17 protein-coding genes are annotated in these 19,866 nt (G+C 43.8%); 7 read left to right on the forward strand and 10 right to left on the reverse strand.

All coding sequences use genetic code 11. The annotated features are described in order from the left end of the window. Positions 1 to 95: 95 nt before the first annotated feature. Positions 96 to 1,277, forward strand: a complete 1,182-nt coding sequence (locus VA249_RS15915) for an MFS transporter (protein WP_221071500.1) — start codon at positions 96 to 98, stop codon at positions 1,275 to 1,277. 123 nt (positions 1,278 to 1,400) lie between these two features. Here VA249_RS15915 and VA249_RS15920 read toward each other — a convergent pair whose 3' ends face one another. From VA249_RS15920 to VA249_RS15940, 5 genes are all read right to left on the reverse strand, one after another. Further along, positions 1,401 to 2,240, reverse strand: coding sequence for an energy-coupling factor transporter transmembrane component T family protein (locus VA249_RS15920; protein ID WP_211917868.1), 840 nt, complete (start codon positions 2,238 to 2,240; stop codon positions 1,401 to 1,403). Continuing rightward, complete coding sequence (locus VA249_RS15925) at positions 2,237 to 3,991, reverse strand: ABC transporter ATP-binding protein (protein ID WP_221071502.1); 1,755 nt, start codon at positions 3,989 to 3,991, stop codon at positions 2,237 to 2,239. The genes VA249_RS15920 and VA249_RS15925 overlap by 4 nt, the downstream gene beginning before the upstream one ends. Positions 3,992 to 3,997: 6 nt before the next feature. After that, entirely contained in the window at positions 3,998 to 4,546 is a 549-nt protein-coding gene (locus VA249_RS15930; protein WP_128812659.1) for an ECF-type riboflavin transporter substrate-binding protein, read from the reverse strand. Between the two features lie 308 nt (positions 4,547 to 4,854). Then, positions 4,855 to 5,985: an HlyD family secretion protein gene (locus tag VA249_RS15935; RefSeq protein ID WP_221071504.1), complete on the reverse strand. Its 1,131-nt coding sequence runs from the start codon at positions 5,983 to 5,985 to the stop codon at positions 4,855 to 4,857. Continuing rightward, a complete protein-coding gene (locus tag VA249_RS15940; RefSeq protein ID WP_221071506.1) occupies positions 5,985 to 6,356 on the reverse strand; it encodes a DUF3302 domain-containing protein in 372 nt (123 codons plus the stop codon). Before VA249_RS15940 ends, VA249_RS15935 begins: the two co-directional genes overlap by 1 nt. Before the next feature lie 146 nt (positions 6,357 to 6,502). On the opposite strand from VA249_RS15940, the gene VA249_RS15945 reads away from it, so the two are divergent. Beyond that, on the forward strand, positions 6,503 to 7,393 hold the full coding sequence (locus VA249_RS15945) for a DMT family transporter (protein WP_221071508.1): 891 nt from the start codon (positions 6,503 to 6,505) through the stop codon (positions 7,391 to 7,393). 116 nt (positions 7,394 to 7,509) lie between these two features. Here the strand turns inward: VA249_RS15945 and VA249_RS15950 are convergent, their stop codons facing one another. The 4 genes from VA249_RS15950 to deoD form a co-directional block, all read right to left on the reverse strand. Further along, positions 7,510 to 9,093, reverse strand: coding sequence for a GGDEF domain-containing protein (locus VA249_RS15950; protein ID WP_221071510.1), 1,584 nt, complete (start codon positions 9,091 to 9,093; stop codon positions 7,510 to 7,512). Continuing rightward, positions 9,077 to 10,561, reverse strand: coding sequence for a tetratricopeptide repeat protein (locus tag VA249_RS15955; protein WP_221071514.1), 1,485 nt, complete (start codon positions 10,559 to 10,561; stop codon positions 9,077 to 9,079). The genes VA249_RS15950 and VA249_RS15955 overlap by 17 nt, the downstream gene beginning before the upstream one ends. Before the next feature lie 258 nt (positions 10,562 to 10,819). Further along, positions 10,820 to 12,289 carry a lactate dehydrogenase gene (locus VA249_RS15960; RefSeq protein WP_221071516.1) on the reverse strand — a complete coding sequence of 490 codons (1,470 nt, stop codon included), beginning with the start codon at positions 12,287 to 12,289 and terminating at the stop codon, positions 10,820 to 10,822. Positions 12,290 to 12,388: 99 nt separating this feature from the next. After that, on the reverse strand, positions 12,389 to 13,099 hold the full coding sequence (gene deoD / locus VA249_RS15965; protein ID WP_005441106.1) for a purine-nucleoside phosphorylase: 711 nt from the start codon (positions 13,097 to 13,099) through the stop codon (positions 12,389 to 12,391). A gap of 387 nt (positions 13,100 to 13,486) precedes the next feature. Here deoD and VA249_RS15970 point away from each other — a divergent pair, with 387 nt between their 5' ends. The 4 genes from VA249_RS15970 (at position 13,487) to VA249_RS15985 (ending at position 17,674) form a co-directional block, all read left to right on the forward strand. Then, complete coding sequence (locus tag VA249_RS15970; RefSeq protein WP_221071518.1) at positions 13,487 to 14,437, forward strand: YbgA family protein; 951 nt, start codon at positions 13,487 to 13,489, stop codon at positions 14,435 to 14,437. Next, entirely contained in the window at positions 14,427 to 15,230 is an 804-nt protein-coding gene (locus tag VA249_RS15975) for a MerR family transcriptional regulator (RefSeq protein WP_221071521.1), read from the forward strand. Before VA249_RS15970 ends, VA249_RS15975 begins: the two co-directional genes overlap by 11 nt. Positions 15,231 to 15,325: 95 nt before the next feature. Then, entirely contained in the window at positions 15,326 to 16,741 is a 1,416-nt protein-coding gene (gene phrB, locus VA249_RS15980) for a deoxyribodipyrimidine photo-lyase (protein WP_221071522.1), read from the forward strand. A gap of 6 nt (positions 16,742 to 16,747) precedes the next feature. After that, entirely contained in the window at positions 16,748 to 17,674 is a 927-nt protein-coding gene (locus VA249_RS15985) for a L,D-transpeptidase family protein (RefSeq protein ID WP_221071523.1), read from the forward strand. A gap of 32 nt (positions 17,675 to 17,706) precedes the next feature. On the opposite strand, the gene VA249_RS15990 is transcribed toward VA249_RS15985, so the two are convergent. Beyond that, positions 17,707 to 17,961 (reverse strand): Lpp/OprI family alanine-zipper lipoprotein, encoded by a 255-nt coding sequence (locus tag VA249_RS15990; protein WP_211917843.1) that lies wholly within the window; start codon positions 17,959 to 17,961, stop codon positions 17,707 to 17,709. Positions 17,962 to 18,383: 422 nt separating this feature from the next. Between VA249_RS15990 and VA249_RS15995 the strand changes: the two genes are divergently transcribed. Continuing rightward, positions 18,384 to 19,727 carry a DEAD/DEAH box helicase gene (locus VA249_RS15995; RefSeq protein WP_221071524.1) on the forward strand — a complete coding sequence of 448 codons (1,344 nt, stop codon included), beginning with the start codon at positions 18,384 to 18,386 and terminating at the stop codon, positions 19,725 to 19,727. The last annotated feature ends 139 nt before the right edge of the window (positions 19,728 to 19,866 follow it).

Raw genomic sequence — 19,866 nt, forward strand, 5'->3', positions numbered from 1 at the left:
TATTAGCATGATAAAGCAGAGTTATTCGTTGGGATGGTAATGTGAATTTATCGTATTTAGGTTATTATTGCGCTCTAATACCTTAAGGAAACGTTATGAATACGGCATCTAAAAGTTGGAAGACGCCACAAAACTTCCTCTTACTTATCTCCATTATTGTTCCAATTGCATTCTCAACATGGATGGCATTGCTTAATAACTTTGTTATTGAAAAAGCCAACTTTGATGGGGCAGACATCGGCTTATTACAGAGTGTCCGTGAAATCCCCGGTTTTTTGGCGTTCACGGTGGTATTCGTTCTGCTCTTTATTCGAGAGCAACGTTTTATGTTGGTTTCTCTTGCGATGCTTACTTTGGGCACGGCATTAACCGGTTATTTCCCCACTTTGTTTGGTTTACTTCTTACCACGTTGTTAATGTCGACAGGCTTTCATTATTTTGAAACGCTTAAGCAATCGCTCTCTCTACAGTGGCTTTCTAAAGAGGAAGCGCCAGAGATGTTAGGGAAGTTTATTTCTGTTGGCGCTCTCGCATCGTTAATCACTTATGGCGCCATTTGGGTATTATTAGAGCAGCTTAAATTAGAATTTAAAACGGTGTACTTACTCGCAGGTGGTATCGGTTTTGTTTTAATTATGGTGATGGCCTTTACGTTCCCGGAGTTTGAAACCAAAGTTCCTCAAAACAAGAAGCTCGTACTGCGTAAGCGGTACTGGTTGTACTATGCATTAACCTTTATGAGTGGTGCGCGCCGTCAGATATTCACAGTATTTGCAGGCTTTCTAATGGTAGAGAAGTTTGGTTATTCTGCTGCCGACATCACGTTGTTGTTTTTAGTGAACTACCTATTTAACTTCTTATTTGCAAAACGAATCGGTCGTTTCATCGGTGCGGTCGGGGAGCGAAAAGCTCTGGTGTTTGAGTATGTCGGCTTAATCTTTGTTTTTGTGGGCTATGGCCTTGTGCAAACGGCGGAGTGGGCGGCGGCGCTGTACATCATTGACCACCTGTTCTTTGCGTTGGCTTTAGCCATTAAAACGTACTTCCAGAAAATTGCCGATCCTGCCGATATGGCATCGACTGCTGGTGTGGCATTTACCATTAATCACATTGCAGCGGTTGTCATTCCTGTGACCTTTGGTGTGATTTGGTTAGTGTCGCCGTCGAGTGTGTTTTACATCGGGGCAGGGATGGCTGCGATAAGTTTACTGCTTTCATTGAATATTCCGGCGAAGCCAGATGAGGGCAACGAAACACGCATATTGCGTTGGAGCTAAGTCATTTTATCAATAACATAACTGAATGTTAGATATAAAAAATGGGATGCAGAGGCATCCCATTTTTGTTTTTGATACTGTGTTTTTTTACACTTAGCTTGTTGAGATTTAGATAATTGAAGCTTAGAACGGATACCAGAACAGCTGAGAATCCAACACGCGCTTGCTGATCGCCGCGACAACAATCACAGCAATGCCTATCATGCACATCATATCTGCTTTAGTTAGTGGCTTTAAACTGTACCAAGTGCGTGATGAGTGACGGCCAAAACCGCGTAACGTCATCGCATTTGAGATCTGATCCGCGCGGTCTAGGCTTGAGAAGATCAAAGGACCAAGAATTTTCGCGACGTTCTTAATACGAGTGAACAACGGTGCTTTCTTGCTGAGTTCAACGCCACGTGCTTGTTGAGCATGCATAATGTTAACAAAGTCCTTTTTCACTTCTGGCAAATAGCGCAGCGTCAAACTGACTGCATAGGCGATTTTGTAAGGCACGCCTAAACGGTTTAAGCTTGCTGCAAACTCCGTCGGATGCGTCGTAAAGACGAATACAAGTGCAATCGGGAACATGCTGAAGTATTTCAAGGTGACCGTAACAAGATAAAACAAGGTTTCTTGAGTGAGTGAGTAGTTACCCGGCAACGACAGCAGTACCGTAGTGGAGCCCATGTATTCAGAACCTTGTTGCGGTGCCAATGCAAACATAAACAAGGCATTCATCATCAAGACGCTAGCCGTACCAATTAATAGCGGCTTGTATACATGGAATGGCACCTTAGTCATTTTTAATAACCAAAGGCCAGTCACGATCAACACCGCAATGATGCGTAAATCAAAAGTGGTGAGTACAACCGTCACCCAAGCAATGAACATCAAAAACTTAGTAATGCCATTAAGTTGATGCAGTGGCGATTGGGTATCAATGTAGTTGATACCAAACTTCATCTTGTTGTCTTTCATGCCACTACGTTCTCAATGTTTTCATTCTCAACACTTTTGTTAGGGAGCGTTGTTTTTGCTCGGTTGGCTTTCTCTGTATCAATAAAATGCAGCATAAAGCCGTTTGTGTCTTCAATGTCCAATTCAAGGGCTAGGTCGTACAAGCTGGTTGTGGTTAGGTTCGCTTGGTCTAATAACGTTGGGTTACTGAATACCTGAGTCATTGGCGCATCGGCAATCAGTTTGCTGTCAGCGATCACGATAGAGCGTGTGGTGTATTCCAATACCAAATGCATATCGTGAGAGATGATCATCACGGTAATACCCAATTCTCGATTCAGTCGCTCGATAAAGCTCAGCATCGAGGTATAGTTACGATAGTCTTGACCCGCAGTTGGTTCATCGAGAATGAGTAGCTCCGGCTCTAAAGCAAGAATTGAGGCAATCGTAACCCGCTTTTTCTGACCATAACTTAATGCTTCAATCGGCCAGTGGCGATATTTGCTCAAACCACACAGCTCTAGCACTTCGAGAACTTTGGTTTGTACTTGTTGCTCATCAACGCCACGATTGCGCAGGCCAAAAGCGATCTCATCAAAAATCATGTGATGGGAGATCATATGATTTGGGTTTTGCATGACCACGCCAACCTTTTGGCTGCGTTCAAAAATGGTGAGCTCACTCAGATCTTGTCCATTCAGCATCATGTTGCCGTTGTCTGGCTCCACAACGCCCATAACAAGTTTTGTGATGGTAGACTTACCAGACCCATTTTTGCCAAGGACGGAAACAAATTCACCGCGCTTTACGTTAAAACTCACATCTTCTAACGCATTTTTTTCACCGTCGTATGAGTAGGTGAGGTTGCGTACTTCAAGTAAAATGTCTGCTTGAGTATTTGATGAATCAGTTTGGGACGCTTCAAACCATGCATTAACGGTAGGTTTGTATTGTTCCAACGGTAGTGTCGTCAGTTTAGATGGCTTTGTATCACATTCTACTGAACATCCAGCTGTTTTTAGGGCCGATAGATAAAGCGGTTCACGAATACCATACTCAGCAAGTAATGGTGATGCTAAGAGTTCATCCGGTGTTGTGTCGGCAATAATTTCGCCACTTTCCATCAAAATGACACGGTCAACGGAACGATGCAGCACATCCTCAAGACGATGCTCGATGATGACGATGGTTTTACCCGTTTCACGATGCAGGTCATCAATGATCTCGATGGTTTTTTTGCCGGTTTTCGGGTCAAGCGCGGCAAGTGGCTCATCGAATAGCAAAATATCGACGTCATCGACGAGAATACCCGCCAAAGAAACGCGCTGTTTTTGCCCACCAGAAAGATCGTGTGGGGAACGTTTTAGCATCTGGTCTAAGTCGACCATTTTCGCCGTGGCTTTGACCAACGGGTACATGTCGATGTTAGACATGAGCTGGTTTTCCAATGCGAATGCGATGTCTTCACCAATGCTTAACCCAACAAATTGGCTGTCAGTATCTTGAAGTACAGTGCCAACTTGCTCGGTATATTGGTGCATATCAAAAGGCGCAGCATCAAGACCGTTGATGGTCAACGAGCCTGTGACTTCCCCTTTGATTGCATGTGGAATCAGTCCGTTAAGACATTGGCCAAGGGTAGATTTCCCACTACCACTTGGACCGATGATGACGATTTTCTCTCCTTTCTCTATCCTTAGATTGATATTTTTTAGCGTCGGTTTGTCCAGCGACTCATATCTAAAAGAGAAGTTAGAAAATTCGATTGTCATTCGACATTAAGCCTCTGTTAAGTTGCGGCTTTGCTTGTTACGTTTGGCGACAGACTTAAGAATGAAGAAGCCAACAATTGCAATAAGAATACTGTTACCCACGGCAATGATAGACAGTTGGGTAAATACTTTAGTAAACGGTTCTGCGTACAAAATGGTATCTAGGAAAGCAGAGCAGCCATAACCAAATACATTGCCTAATAGAGCAAGTATTACGAATAGCGCGAAGTCTTTCATATTGAAATCACCTTTCTCTAGACGGTTGCGTGTTAGAGAAGGGAAAAGACCAATGATCAAACCGACAATGCCTGAGCCAAGTACCCACGTGAGCCAAACGCCCCAACCTGCGAATAAGTCTGTTACCCAGTGGCCGATGAAGCCGACTAAGAAACCCACAAGTGGGCCAAAGAGTACTGAGAACAGTGCCAAGACCGCCATTGCTGGTTTTAGCGTTGTGTTTGCAAACACTGGAATACCAAACATTGGTAGACCACCGATACCATAAAGGGCAGCACCGATTGCAATAACCACCACGGTTTTAGCAGAAAGATTCATAGATAACCTCAGTTCATTGTCGATTTTAAAGAACGTTAACTTGCGTTTTTATTGCGCTGATTGAGTGACATGGTGCTTAAACAATCAAGTCGCTTGTAGTTTGCTCTGTTTTTTCTTAAGGGAATGCGAGAAATGGTCTGCGCATTCTATTTACTGGCTTAATTTGTTAGCAAGCATCAAAAATAAGGCGCGCATTATACAGAATATAAATGAAAGTGGGAATGCTATCTGTCTGGATGGCTAAAATGAAACCAGGGGCTGACTGTCAGCCCCTGGTTACACTTCTAAGTGTGGTTTTTTCCGTCAAATTAATGATCTAGGTAAAGGTAGTTTTGCCAACTTTTCATGCGAATGAGGACTTTCCGCATGACCGAAACATGGGAGAAACTGTCTGAGTAGACGGCGACTTCAACGGCGGTACCCATAGGCAAGTGATACTTTTGTAAATCGTCAGTCACTCTGAGCGTGACGAACACTCGTCCGCTTGTTCTTAACGCTTCCGTTCCTAGTAATGCACCTCTTGCTTGGAATTGGCTTTCCCCAATAGCCGGCAGTACCTCAACCACTTTGCCTTTGAAGATCTTCCCAGGAAGTGCTCGAAACATAAATTCTGCCTCAAAACCAGGCTCAAGACGTTGCAGTGAATTTTGACGAAAAGCCGCGGTGTAGAGTTTCTCTTCGGTATGAACGAACGTCATGACTGGCGCAAGAGGCAAAGGCACGGCCATAACACCTGGGCGTAATGCCAATTGAGTCACATAACCGTCAGTTGGTGCTGTTACGATGGTTTGCTCAAGGTTGAACTCGGCTTTTCTTAGTTCTGCGAGTAATGATGCAACTTGGGTATTCTCACCACCGACCTCAGAATCTAAGGCGATTTTCGCTTGATCTTGTTTTGACTCAGCCACTTCCAGTGCTGCTTGAGCCGCTTTAAAGGCTTGTCGACGCGTGTCGAGTTGTTGTTCAGTAAATGCACCACGGTCAAAGCCGCGCTTGTAACGGTCGAACTCACGTTGTGCTTTGTCTCTTTCCGCCAGTGCTTTTAGTACCGCAGCATCCGCTTCTTGTAAGCTTGACTCAAGCCCAAGTGCACCTTGGCTTGCTTCTTTCACTTTTGCTCGAAGCTTATCCACTTCCGCTTGAAATGGGATTGGATCGATACGGAACAACACGTCTCCTTTCGCTAAAGGTTGGTTTGGCTGAACAGGCACGTCGATAACACGACCTCGCACGCCCGACACGACAGGTGTTGTTGAGAACACTTGGTTACCAATTTGAGTGAACGGATGGTTATAGTTCATTAACAGGATAAGTGTACCGACCAACACTACACCACCAAGAACAGCAGTAGGCACCGTCCATTTATTGAGTGGTATGTTGAAAACTTTAAAAATAGCGATACAAATCGCAGCGTAAGTCAGAACCAGTAGTAAATCCATTATTGATCCTCCTTACCTTGTTCTTGTTGTGTTGTTTTTTGGCTTTTTAGTGTAGATACTTCTTTTTTTAGCGCATTAACTTCATCAATAAGCTCTTCAAGGCGATGGTGAATATCATGGGTTTCTTGTTCCAGTTGTTTGAAACCCCAACCACGTTCTTTACGCCATAAGGTTGCCCATATCCATAGAAACGGCCATAGTGCGTGTAAAGTGAAAAGGCTGACCCAGCCAGCATAGTGAATTGCGTCTTGGTGAGGATGCTCGCGCTCTTTTGCTATTTCGTAAGGAATGTCGTGGATCACGATAATTCCGTAGAAGATAACCAAAGCAACGAATATAAGTAACCCAAGCGCAAAATAGTCTAGAAACATCTTACTTCCCTGTGTTTGTTGCTAAATCGAAAAACTTACGTAAATTAACTGTTTAAGTATTTAGTAGAACCATAGTCTAATCAAGTTATTTGTATCTTAAACCATGGTTATTGAGATATACGGCATGGAATACGAGGGAGTAGATAGTGTTATATTCTGGTGAAATCGCTGCAATTTGTGCAGCGTTTGTGTGGGCTATTGCGACGTGGATCTACAGCCAATTTAGTCATCGCTTTTCGGCAATGCAATTGAATATAGTGAAAGGCATTGTAGCTTGCGCAATGATGCTTGCGGTGATGCCTTTTTTACCTCAAGAGTTCCCATCGGAAATAGAGCCGCTTCACTTAGCAGTGTTAGCGGTTTCTGGTGTGATAGGTATTGCTATTGGTGATTCTGCCTATTTCGCAGCGTTAAAGCGCATTGGGCCGAATAAAACGCTTTTACTGGAATCCCTTGCGCCCCCGTTATCTGGCGTTCTCGCTCTCGTCTTTTTAGGCTCAGAATTAACATTACAAAGCTGGCTTGGTGTCGTTGTTACGACCGCAGCGGTGACTTTTGTTGTTTTTCAACCTTCTTCCTCGGGCGAGGCTACTTGCTGGAGTGGCATTGGATTCGGCCTATTAGCCAGCGTATGTCAAGCGTCTGGCGTGGTCATTTCCCACTATGCATTAGTGGCGGGTGATTTACCGCCTTTGCTCGGCGCATTAATTCGATTGAGTATTGGTGTATTGGCTGTCGCTTTGGTGATTAAATTCATCGAACCAGAGCCATTTAATGGAATACAACGACATGTTTCAGAGATGGGGGGAAAGGCTTTAAGGTGGCTATTGATGGCGATTTTTGTTGGAACATTTCTCGCGCTGTGGTTACAGCAAGTCGCGCTTAAATACGCTAACCCCGCGATTGCACAAACGTTGATCGCCACCAGTCCGCTTTTTATTTTGGTCATTTACATGCTCAAAGGTGAAAAGGTAGGAGGGAAGAGTATCGTTGGTACTTTAGTTGCTTTAGGCGGGATTTCGTTATTTTTCCTTTGAGGTGTTCGCTCACACGATAAATGCCCCATAGACCATAGACCATAGACCATAGACCATAGACCATAGACTATAGACCATAGACCAAAGACCTTGGGGCATTTTAAATCACATGCTATTTATAGTTCACTGCATACTTGGTTACGGCCATTTGCTTTGGCTCGATATAAGGCCTTGTCAGCACGATAAAAGGTACGCTGAGTATTCTCTCCGTCGCGATGTAATGTAACACCAACAGAAACCGTCAATCCGCGCTCTCCGAGAATATTATGCCACGAAAATTGATGGATTCGTTTTCGATAGTTTTCAGCATGGACTTGTGCTTGAGCGAGTTCAGTATTTTCTAGGATCACCAAAAACTCTTCACCACCGAAACGGATGCATGATGCGCCATGAAACTTGAAGTATTTCGAAAGTTCTTGCGATACCGTTTGTATCGCTTTATCTCCGACTAAATGGCTGAGTTCATCATTAATGGACTTAAAATGGTCGATATCAATGACCAGTAAGGCAAAAGGTTTCTCATTCAGTAGTAGTTCTTTGAGTTTTACCTCTAGCCATCGACGGTTGTGGAGTGAGGTGAGCGGATCTGTCAACACATCTTGTTGTAATTGTGCTACTGCATTTTTATGCAGTTTTGTTGTTTCTTTGAGCTCTTTGTTTTCAATTTCAGAAATAATGAGTTTTAGCTGGAGTTCAAAGCGCGAAAGGCGGCGTAATTGAGCAGAACCTAGATCACTGATAGGGATATGTTTGATAAGATCCGACTCAATTTGAAATGCCCTTTTTTCATAATCGAGTGCAAGTTGAAACTTGTTCTGTGATGCCGCTATTTGGCTCATTGCATTGTAAAAGCGCATTGCGATCAACGGTGATGTTGTTGGGTTGATTCGTTTACCAATTGAGTCAAGTAGCAAGTTTGCTAGTGGATGGTGCCCAAATTCGTGTAAGCAATAGGCCGTTTCAATTTTTACCATCACAGATAACCACTGTGCATGCGCTTTGCCTGTGGCATATTGAATCCGAGAAAGTGCGACGATAGCCTGTTGGTGTTCTTTTTGTAGACGATGTAACTTTGAACGATAGAGGTGGATCTGACTTGTGAGGTTTTTATCACTCACCAAGATACTCAGCTCTTCACATTCATTGAGTTGTTCGGTGGCGGCGCCAATACGTTGCAGGCTAATGTAACAAGACAGCATGTAGAGCTTATAGCGTAATCTGAGAGAGCGGCTAGTGATCGCATGATCGACACTATCAATCTTCTGATAAAAGCGCAGTGCGCGGTTGTGATCGCCGTATGCATCACACAAGTTGCCCATTCCGATGATGGCTATCACGTAATGATCGATTCGCCCATATTCCACCGCGATGTTTGCCGTTAAGACATATTCATTCAGCGCTTCACCATAAGCCCCTTTTTCTAATAAGCGCTCACTCAAACTGGTTTTCACTAACAATATGTCATCGATGTCTTGTGGCAACGATAGTAATTCAAGCGCGGCTCTGAGCTCTTCAATGCTTTCAGTGTGTTGAAGTAGCTTGGAGCGATATTCTGCGCTAATGATGTGACAATGGGCTTTGTCAAGGTTCGTTGAGGCAATGTATTGACGTATGTGCTCCCAGAGAACGAGTGCTTCTTCGCCAGTAACCGCAGAGGGGTCCATACCTGCATTTGTTACTTTATTAAGCAATTGTTCCATGCTGCGTTACCTCTGTATGATTTTCTTCCAATTGCTCAAGAGTGAACGGAAATGTGAGAATGTCTTGTAAATAAAGCGAGGGTAATGTGTCATCTAGCCCGCGACGTTTCCAAGGGTAAAGTTCAATTATTGAACAAATGGTTTTATAGAGTGCTTCTGCTGCTTGTCCTTTTTCGGCAATCAATATAGCAAGATAGTCACGGCTAAGTCGGGAGATAAGATCATTAGATGTCGTGAGTGAATGCAATAGTTCTGTGCAGATATCGAGAATCGCTGAGTTATCGTGTTGAATGATGATTACCGCGTGATTTGACGTTTTTAGTTCTGTTTTGAACAACACGAGTTGTTCCCACCAGTAGGTTTCAGATACGACTTTAGAAAGCTGCTTCTCTGGCCGGTACTCATGCTGAGCTCGAATGCGATTGATGAGTTTTCGAGATCGTAAATCTAAGTGTTGTTTTGAGCTTTGAGCTTTGTCTAAGTGCTCTCTCTGGGTTTGCTCTTTTAAGATTTTAAGGGCGTACTTGCGATATTTTTGGAAAGCGAGCAATGCAGCTTGGTAATCTCCTTGCTCTTCTGAAACTCGAGATTGTTGAAAGCAAATTTGGCTTAGTAGTTCGCCGTTATCGAAGCTTTTGGCGGACTCTTCTGCAGCGAGAAGTAATGTTGTGGCTTCTTGGGTATTTTTTCGTAGTAATTCCAATCTTGCTCGACTGATGAATGAGTGCGCTTTCATCCATGTTAGGTCGTGCTCAACAGCGATGTTATAGGCTTTTTGAGTCGCGTTTTCAGCAGCGTCAAGTCGCCCTAAACCGAGGAAAGCCAAGCCTCTAAAATCCCAAACTTCAGCATGCCACGTATTGTCATCATGGGATTTTAATATTTCCGTTGCACCATCTAATACGGTTAACATCTCTGCATAATTTTGTAGCAGATAGAAATCCCACGCGAGCAATATTCTTGCTTTTCCCTCTAAATAGGTAATGCGCGCATTGTTTGCGACTTTGACGGCTAACTCATGGGTAGATGCTGCGAGCTTATATTCATTGGTGATACGCCAAACATTCCCTATGCCAACGAGTGCTTCAATTTGCATTTCGATGTTGTCGACGAGAGCAGACTGTTCTAACGCGTTGATCCAGTACTGTTGAGCGGAGTAATACTTAGCCTGCCCCCAATATTGCAGAGCAAACAAGTGTAAGATATCTGGGAGGTGCTCATCGGTATCAAGTTGAGCTTGCTTGCTATACGCGTCTTTTACAAACTTTAGTCCTTGTCGATAGTCCATTTTGCACCAGCAGCTATGGGCCATAACGAGAAGCGCTTTAATTTCACCGTCGACAAATAGTATTTGTTCGGCGCGTATTAGGCACTGTTCCGCAATACGAAAAGTGCGCTCTGGGTCAACTTTAATTAAGCCTTTAATGGCATCGAGTTCAGATTCAAGCTGAAATTGGTTTTTTTCCAACGTTTCCATCCATGACTAACGAACTGGAATCTACATCTAAAATAAGTGGTTAGATGTATCAATCTTCTTAGGGCGGGATGAATACCACACCTAAACTTATATGTTTACTGTAAACATATTGGTTACTGTCAACATGTAAGTTACTATCAACATGTAAGCTACTGTAAACATATAACTTACAGTAAAAAAATAGGTTACTGAATGTATACCGCGCCCGGCCTCGATTTACTACTATTAATTGAGTAGATTGTTAGCGACTTATGACAATAATTGCTTGATAGTGAGCGGGACATCGGTGACTTTTAATCGCTGTGCGGCAGTAAGCCCCTCTTTATCTTGGTAACATAAATTATGCCAAGCTCGGAATATATCTAAAAGCGGCAAAATCCCTGCAGGACGTAATTTGCGACGAGGTTCGTTAATGAATGTCTCAAACAATAACTGGAAACGGTTTTGATAGAACTGTATGTGACGAGTTGTTGCCACGTTGAGCCACGACTCAGGTTCATTTTTATCGCCAGCTAAGTAGCAAATGCCTTTTGTACTTTCTCCTTGATTGGAAATACCCCAGCGATCTCGCCACCAACTCATATAGGCAATATCCACTTTGCCAAACGGCGCGGCCATATCCCAATGGGCATCTTCTTCGACATACATCAGATCAACGTTTTTTTCTTGAATACGAGATAAGCAAACGCTCAATGCTGCAGAGCGAAGCAGGGGATCTTGAGGCATATAGATAGAAACTCGCTTTTCGGAGTTGCACATATCCAACACATGCAAATAATGCGCGTAAGAGGTGTAAGGAGGGCGAATTAATGCGCCTTTAGATGGATAGTGGAAAATCGAAAGATTCCCTAGTGGATCCTCTACGTTGCCACGAGCCAAAATCGTTTGGTATTTTTGGTCAATGCGTTCTCGTAACTTGTTTGATGGTGCTGGCGGTGCTTCACTGGCTTCTGCTGTGTATTCTTGGGACACGAAGCGTGATACTTCATCGTAAGGATTGTGATCGATATTTGCGACAGGCTCATCATCAACAGAATAGTTAACATGCTGACATAGGATATAACCAGAATGCGCTTCTCCAGACACTATCCAATAGACACCATTGTTACTTTTAGGTTGTAGAGCGACATAGTTTGATGCTAGCTCGTAATGATTTGCATGGTTGACCCAGCGTGCATCAATCGTCGCAAGTTTACGACGGCAACGGCTTGCAATATGATCAACATGGTCATAAAACGTTTTTGGATTGATATTGAGCTTGCGGCAGATCTCGCGAACAGAATAACCAGTAAACAGCAGCCCCATTAAGTTCTCTTGGAACTGAAGCTTTTTATTAATGCCAGACCATTTGTCGACAAAAGTGCTTTGACACGCTTTGCATCGGTAACGCTGGCGATCGCCACTGTAACCAAAAGCATGGTAGAGGTGTTTATGGGTATGAACAGAAAGCCCAAAGTTTTCACAGTCACCATTGCGACAAGCCGGTAACCCATCGCTGTGGACGTGTCTCAAGCGATGAAGTTCATTCACCACATCGCGGTTGTTAAGTAAGGGGGGGAAAGCTCCACATTCACGGCATACCATCGCCGGACGTTTAGGGTTAGCATGTTGCAAAACGTATCGCTTTGCATCGCTCAATCCAAAGTTGTCACACGCCAATGTTTTACAAAAGTTGAGTTGTAACCCATCTGCGTCCTTTGGCAGTTCGCCGTTAGACACAATCGCCCCCTCGGGATAATTCGAGCAGCCGGTCAGGCTCCGGCTGCAATTTACTACTTATACCCAAGAATCTCGGGGTTGCCTGGGTATATTTGTTTCTTAGATGTTGATTGCGGTTTCTAGAGCCACTTTCATCATGTCGTTAAATGACTTCTGACGCTCTTCAGAGCTTAGTTTTTCACCACGGATGATGTGGTCAGAAACTGTCAGGATAGTTAGCGCTTTCGCGCCTAGGTCTGCAGCTACGCCGTAGATACCAGCCGCTTCCATGTCTACACCTAGGATGCCTAGTTTTTCCATCTTCTCGAAAAGGTCGGCTTCTGGTGTGTAGAACAGGTCTGCAGAGAATACGTTACCAACTTTAACCGGTACTTCTTGAGCTCGTGCTTGGTTAACCGCTTCTTCTAGAAGACCGTAGTCAGCGATGGCAGCGAAGTCGTGGTTGTTGAAGCGGATACGGTTAACTTTTGAGTCTGTAGAAGCTCCCATACCGATAACAACGTCCATCAGTTTAACGTCATCACGTACAGCGCCACAGCTGCCTACACGGATTACGTTTTTCACGCCGTACTCAGCGATCAGTTCGTGTACATAGATACAGCAAGAAGGGATACCCATACCATGGCCCATTACAGACACTTTTTTACCTTTGTAAGTACCAGTAAAACCGAACATGTTACGAACATCACAAACTTGTTTCACATCTTCTAGGAACGTTTCTGCAATGTATTTTGCGCGCAACGGGTCGCCCGGCATTAGAACGGTTTCTGCGAAATCACCTGGTTGTGCGTTAATGTGTGGGGTTGCCATAAGTGCTCTCCAAAGTTTTGTTCAGATAAAACGCCTCTAGTATAGGACGCTATTACCAATTCTGTTGAACTTGTTCGTTTTCTTTGAGGCAATAATATCGGGACGACCAAGAGGTACTTGAGAGTTAAGTCACAAAATGGTTCGTTTTCTCAGTAAAACTTCTTGTTGATAACTAAATATGTTGAAAGCGGTGGGGCAATCGATTTGCTCGTGAGTTATTTAGTGGTTTCGTAGGCTTTTTAGAGATGCCAGTATTTTAAAAAATTTTCTGATCGAATCTAAGACGTGGCAGTAAAAGTTAGTGTTGTACAAATTAATATCTTGTACAAACTTATATCACTTGCTATAAGTTATACAACAAAACATTTTGTATAGGGGCGCGGCATCATGGAATCATCAATCAAAGTAGGTATTAGTTCTTGTGTAATGGGTCAACGTGTGCGTTTCGACTCAGGACACAAAATCAGCAACTTCGTTACTAAAGAATTAGATGGATACTTCAGTTTCGTGCCTGTATGTCCAGAAGTGGGGGTTGGCATGACAGTGCCTAGACCAACCATTCGCCTAGTGAGTAACGAAGAGCGCATTGCATTGGTGGAAACCAAAAATCCTGAAAACGACCATACCGATAAAATGCTGACGTATTCAGAAAACAAAGTGAACGAGCTTCAAGGGGAACAGCTGTGTGGCTACATCGTATGTGCTAAATCCCCGACTTGTGGCATGGAACGCGTAAAAGTGTACAGTAAGAACAATGCGGCGAAAGAGGGGGTGGGGCTCTACACCAAGACCCTAATGGAAAAAATGCCGTGGCTACCCGTTGAAGAAGATGGACGCTTAAATGATCCAGTACTAAAAGAGAACTTCATTACCCGCGTTTACTGCCTAAATGACTTTTATGAGTCGATGGGTGGTGAGCCAACCCGCGGCAAGATCATCGAGTTTCACTCTCGCTATAAGTTAACGTTAATGGCACATCACCCAGAATCGTATAAATCGTTAGGACGTTTAGTCGCAGATATCGCGAGTTATGATATGGATACTTTTCATAGTCTGTATCGCCTAGGTTTAATGAAAGCGTTGCAGAATCGGGCAAGCCGTAAAAATAACACAAACGTTTTGATGCACTTGCAAGGTTACTTTAAGCGCTCACTGAATCCAGAAGAAAAAGCCGAGCTGGCTACCGTGATCAGTGATTATCGTACAGGCTTATTGCCGTTGCTTGCGCCTCTTACGTTGATTAAACACTACCTTAATGCTTACCCAGATGAGTATCTACAAAAGCAAAAGTACATAGACCCACATCCACAGGAGATGAGATTACGCTATGGTTTGTAGCAAAGAAGAGAAATTATATGCTATCCGAGATGTTTCAGAGCTAACCGGTGTTAAGCCGGTTACGCTTCGCGCTTGGCAACGACGTTACAACTTAATACAGCCACAGAGAACAGACAAAGGACATCGTGTATTTCGCCAACAAGATGTCGATGTTATTCGTGAGGTGCAAAGTTGGTTAGCGAAAGGGGTTGCGATAGGTAAGGTAAAAGAACTACTCGGGCAACCGATTAACACATCGTTACCTCCTCACAAGCAACGTTTAGAAGAATCGGAAGCGGTGCTAGAGGCATTGTCAGAGCTCAACAGAGGTAAAACGGAAACGTTGTTGTCACGTGTGCTTAAAGAATACCCATTGGATATTGTTGTTGAACAGTTCATCAATCCAATATTGGACGCTCTTGAGCTCGTTAAAATTTCCTTACGATCTTTGCAAATGGGCTTGTTTCAGACTTGCTTGATTACACGGCTCGCGTATGTAGTGGAATCAGAGAACAAAGCGTCAACAAAAGGGAAGTGTTTACTTGTTAGTTTCGATCAAGTTCGATCCACAGATGGCTGGATACAAGCAGCGAAGCTTTGCGAACAGGGTTATCACATCACTCTGATTGATAGAGTAGAAGATATATCAGGTTTGATTGATCACAAGGTGCTGTCTCGTTATCAGGTTGTGCATTTCTTCTCTAACAAAGCATTGCCTAATAAGCAGGTGGAAGCGTTAACCACGCTACAAACACAGCTACCGGAAAAAGTTCAGTTCTCTGAAGTGATAGAAAAGCTGCATTTTACCGCCTAATCCTAATTTCGTAAGTCACCACTTTCTCGCAAATAACAGTGTTGTCGTGAGTAACAGTATTTTTATGAACGAGCACTTTCTCTTAAGGAGATGACATGATTCTGGTTTGGTTTCGACGTGATTTAAGAACCGTCGATCACACCGCATTGAGCGCAGCCCTTAGTTCAGGCGAGCCCGTGGTCGCTTGTTTTGTTGCTACGCCAGATCAGTGGCACCAACATCATATGTCGCCAATGCAAGCCGACATGATTGCTCGTCGCTTGCATTGCCTTAATGAGGAACTGACTGAGCTTAACATTCCATTTCTATATCAAGAAGTGTCGAGCTTTTGTGATGTAACTGAGACTATTGTGGGGTGGGGGACGTCGTTAGGGGTCAGCAAAGTGATGGTGAATATACACTATGAAGTGAATGAGCAATCGCTAGATAGAGAAGTTTCAAGCTCGTTGAATGAACAAGGTGTGGTGTTCGAAGCCTTTCACGATAAATGTGTGCATGCACCAACAACGGTCCTCAATAAACAAGGGGAATACTTTAAAGTATTTACGCCGTTCAAACGAGCTTGGTTGCAGAAGTTTAAAATGCCGTTTGTGTCGAAGCCGCAACCTCAAGCGCCACTCGAAGAATGTATATCTGGTGCGCTCTTTACAGATCGTTATCATGACAATGTTTCATTCAGTTATCCGCGCGAATCAAGTCAACAATGGCATGTATCAACCCGCGAGATTCTTCACCAGCTGCGAGCGTTTGTGCGAGAAAGAAGTGATGCGTATCGAGAGGAGCGGGACTTCCCAGCGATAGATGGAACGAGTCAGCTATCACCTTACTTGGCTATCGGTGCGCTTTCACCAAGGCAATGCATTGCAAGACTTTATGCTGAGAGCTCGATACCAGATTTGTCCGATGGTAAAGCAACGTGGCTGAGTGAAATTATTTGGCGTGAGTTTTATCAGCACTTGCTTGTGTTTGAACCGAAGCTTGTCAAAGGTAAGGGGTTCATTCCATGGGAAGAGAGGATTCAATGGTCTTACGACGAACAAGCTTTCGAACGCTGGAAAACCGGTTCAACAGGGTATCCCATTATTGATGCGGCAATGCGTCAACTTAACTCGACTGGCTGGATGCACAATCGACTGCGCATGGTTGTCGCAAGCTTCTTAACCAAAGATCTTCACATTGATTGGCGTTGGGGGGAGGCTTATTTCATGAGCAAACTGGTTGATGGCGATTTTGCGGCAAATAATGGTGGTTGGCAGTGGTCGGCATCAACTGGGTGTGATGGTCAGCCTTACTTTCGTATTTTTAATCCCATCAGTCAGGGGCAAAGGTTTGATGCGGATGGTGCATTTATAAGACATTGGATCCCCGAGCTTAGGGCAGTACCAAACAAGTTCATTCATAATCCTTGGCTTTGGCAGGATTTTTCTTTACTGGATTATCACAAGCCGATGGTTGATCATAAGGTAGAAAGAGAGATAACCTTACAGCTGTTCAAAAATGCCAAGGAATAGAGAGAGATGCCTAGCAAGAAGCGATCAATGCATATCGCTAAACGTACCCTGTTATCCATTTCATTGTCTTTAGTGAGTGGTTTGTCATTTGCAAAAATGTATGAATTACCAGATGACGGTGCTCGTGTCATTGGTCGTTTGGAAAACCATGTGGTCCAACATGGTGAGACGATGGCCAATATTGCGAAGCAGTATGATGTGGGTATGTTAGCTTTGATGGCGGCAAACAAAGGCGTGGATCCTTTTCTTCCTAGAGAGGGGCATGTTCTTACTATTCCTACTCAGTTAATCCTGCCGGATGTACCACATAAAGGTATCGTGATTAACCTAGCAGAGCTAAGACTTTATTACTTTCCACCCAAAGAAAACATTGTGCATGTCTTCCCGGTTGGAATCGGACGCATTGGTAGAGATACACCGGTGATGACGACGAGCATCAGTCAGAAGCGGCCAAATCCAACGTGGACTCCGCCTGCATCTATCCGAGCGGAGTACAAAGCGAAAGGCGTCGATTTACCTGCGGTAGTTCCAGCTGGCCCAGATAACCCCCTCGGTTTGTTTGCTTTACGCTTAGCATATGGTAACGGTGAATATTTGATCCATGGTACGAATAAAGACTTTGGTATTGGTATGCGCGTGAGCGCGGGCTGTATACGTATGGACCCAAATGATATCGAATGGTTGTTTGAGAAAGTACGTCGCGGAGAAAAAGTACGTATTATCAATGAGCCAGTGAAAGTGACGCTAGAACCTGACCGTAGTGTGTTTGTTGAGGCGCATGAACCGCTAACGCGTAGCAATGGTGAAAAAGATGATTTGTCTTTGCCAAAAGAGTTGGGCTGGTGGCTAGATGAATTTGGCTTGACGGATGTAAAAGCGAAAGCAACGATTGCTGCTCAAAATGGTGTACCAGTAGAAATTACCGCGCCTTAACGGCTGTTAAAGCGCGGCAGTAAAGCGATATCTTACTTAGTGTAAGATTGAGCGATGTTGTCGATACGCTCATTTGCACGTGCTGCTTCTTCTTGTGCTGACATTGCCGCGTTACCAGCAGCTTGAACGTTAGACTGTAGAGACTGAACGTCTTGGCTTAGTTGGCTAACTTGGTTGCTTAGCTCGTCTAGTTTTGCTGCGTTTGCCATTGCTGCATCATCAGATGAAGCACAACCAGCTAGTAGAAGTACTGAAGTTGCTGCAGCTGCGATCAACGTTTTGTTCATGTAAGAACTCCTTGCTTATAGTGAAAGTTCTACGCTATTAACAACATGTCATATAGTCGTAGAGTTAAGTGTGGATAAATTCTATCAGTACATGATGTAGCAAAAGTCAAAAAAATCCAAGAATTTCATAGGCTACTCACATTTAATGTTTACTTGGACTTTACAAAAGTAAGCTCTGCGTCAAAAAAACATTAAAAGCTAGCCTTACAACAGGTCAATTTGCCACTTGCCTGATATCAATAATTTAGACGATATTCCAATAAAATAAAGTTTCTGATGGAAAGTTCGTTGCGCGTGAACAATAAGTTTGTGTGATCTCTATCTATACTCATAGGATTTGCGGTACTATACCGAGCTTTTATTTTTTGCTGCATTTAAAGCGGAAATGACACTGAGAAAGCGCTGAGACGCTTATTGATTTATTGGAGAATACTTTGCAATTTAAAGATCTGGGCCTAGACAACCGATTGTTGAAGAACCTAAAACACTACGATTTTAAAAAACCGACTGACATTCAGAAGCAGGCAATACCTGTAGCGATTGCCGGTAAGGATCTACTGGCATCTTCGAAAACGGGTTCGGGCAAGACTTTGGCGTTTGTATTGCCAATGCTTCACAAGTCTCTTAAGACGAAATCTTTTTCTGCGAAAGATCCTCGTGCAGTGATTCTTGCTCCGACGCGTGAACTTGCAAAACAGGTGTATGGTGAACTTCGCTCTATGCTGGCAGGTTTAACCTATGATGCGACTTTGATTCTTGGTGGTGAGAACTTTAACGATCAGGTGAAAGCGCTTCGTCGTTACCCTAAGTTTATCGTGGCAACGCCAGGACGTTTAGCGGACCATTTGGAACACCGTTCTCTTTACCTTGATGGATTAGAAACACTGATCTTAGATGAAGCAGACCGCATGCTAGATCTTGGTTTTGCTCCAGAGTTGCGCCGTATTCATAAAGCGGCTAAACACCGTCGTCGTCAAACGTTGATGTTTTCAGCAACACTAGACCACGCTGAAGTGAACGATATTGCAGCAGAGATGTTGAATGCACCAAAGCGCATCGCTATTGGCGTATCCAATGAACAGCACAAAGATATTGAGCAAAAATTCTACTTATGCGATCACCTAGATCATAAAGAAGCGATTCTTGAGCGCGTCTTAGAAGAAGCGGAATACCGTCAGGTTATTATCTTTACTGCAACGCGTGACGATACTGAGCGTTTAACCAATAAGCTGAATGAGAAAAAGCTTAAAGCGGTGGCATTAAGTGGCAACTTAAACCAAACGCAACGTAATACCATCATGAGTCAGTTTGAACGTGCAGTGTTCAAGATTTTGGTTACCACGGACGTAGCATCTCGTGGCTTGGATATTTCAACCGTTACTCACGTAATCAACTTTGATATGCCAAAGCATACAGAAGAGTACGTACACCGTGTTGGTCGTACTGGTCGTGCAGGTAACAAGGGCGATGCAGTTTCGCTTGTTGGTCCAAAAGACTGGGATAGCTTTAAGCGCGTGGAAGCGTACCTACAGCAGGATCTAAATTTCTCTGTACTTGATGGCTTAAAAGGTAAGTTTACCGGCCTGAAACCGAAGAAACAGGATTTCCGTAATAAGAAAGCAGCAACGCCAAAAGCTCGTCCTCAAGCGAAGAAAGTTGCAAAAGCGCCTGCTAAACGTGACAAAAGTTACTACCAAAACGTGGCTGTGGGTGACAACGTGTTTATCCCTAAGAAAAAGCCTGCAGAGCCAAGCGCTGAAGATTAAATTTCAGCAAATTGCTCACCTATCTCAGAGGTCCGAACATATTGTTCGGACTTTTTTTTTGCCATTAAATCTTAAATTTCTTTCTCGATTATTCTATCGACAAGCCCTAATCATGGCTGTTTTCTTGAGATCGGCTAAG

It is taken from the genome of Vibrio alfacsensis (assembly GCF_019670485.1).
Classification (GTDB): Bacteria; Pseudomonadota; Gammaproteobacteria; order Enterobacterales; family Vibrionaceae; genus Vibrio; species Vibrio alfacsensis.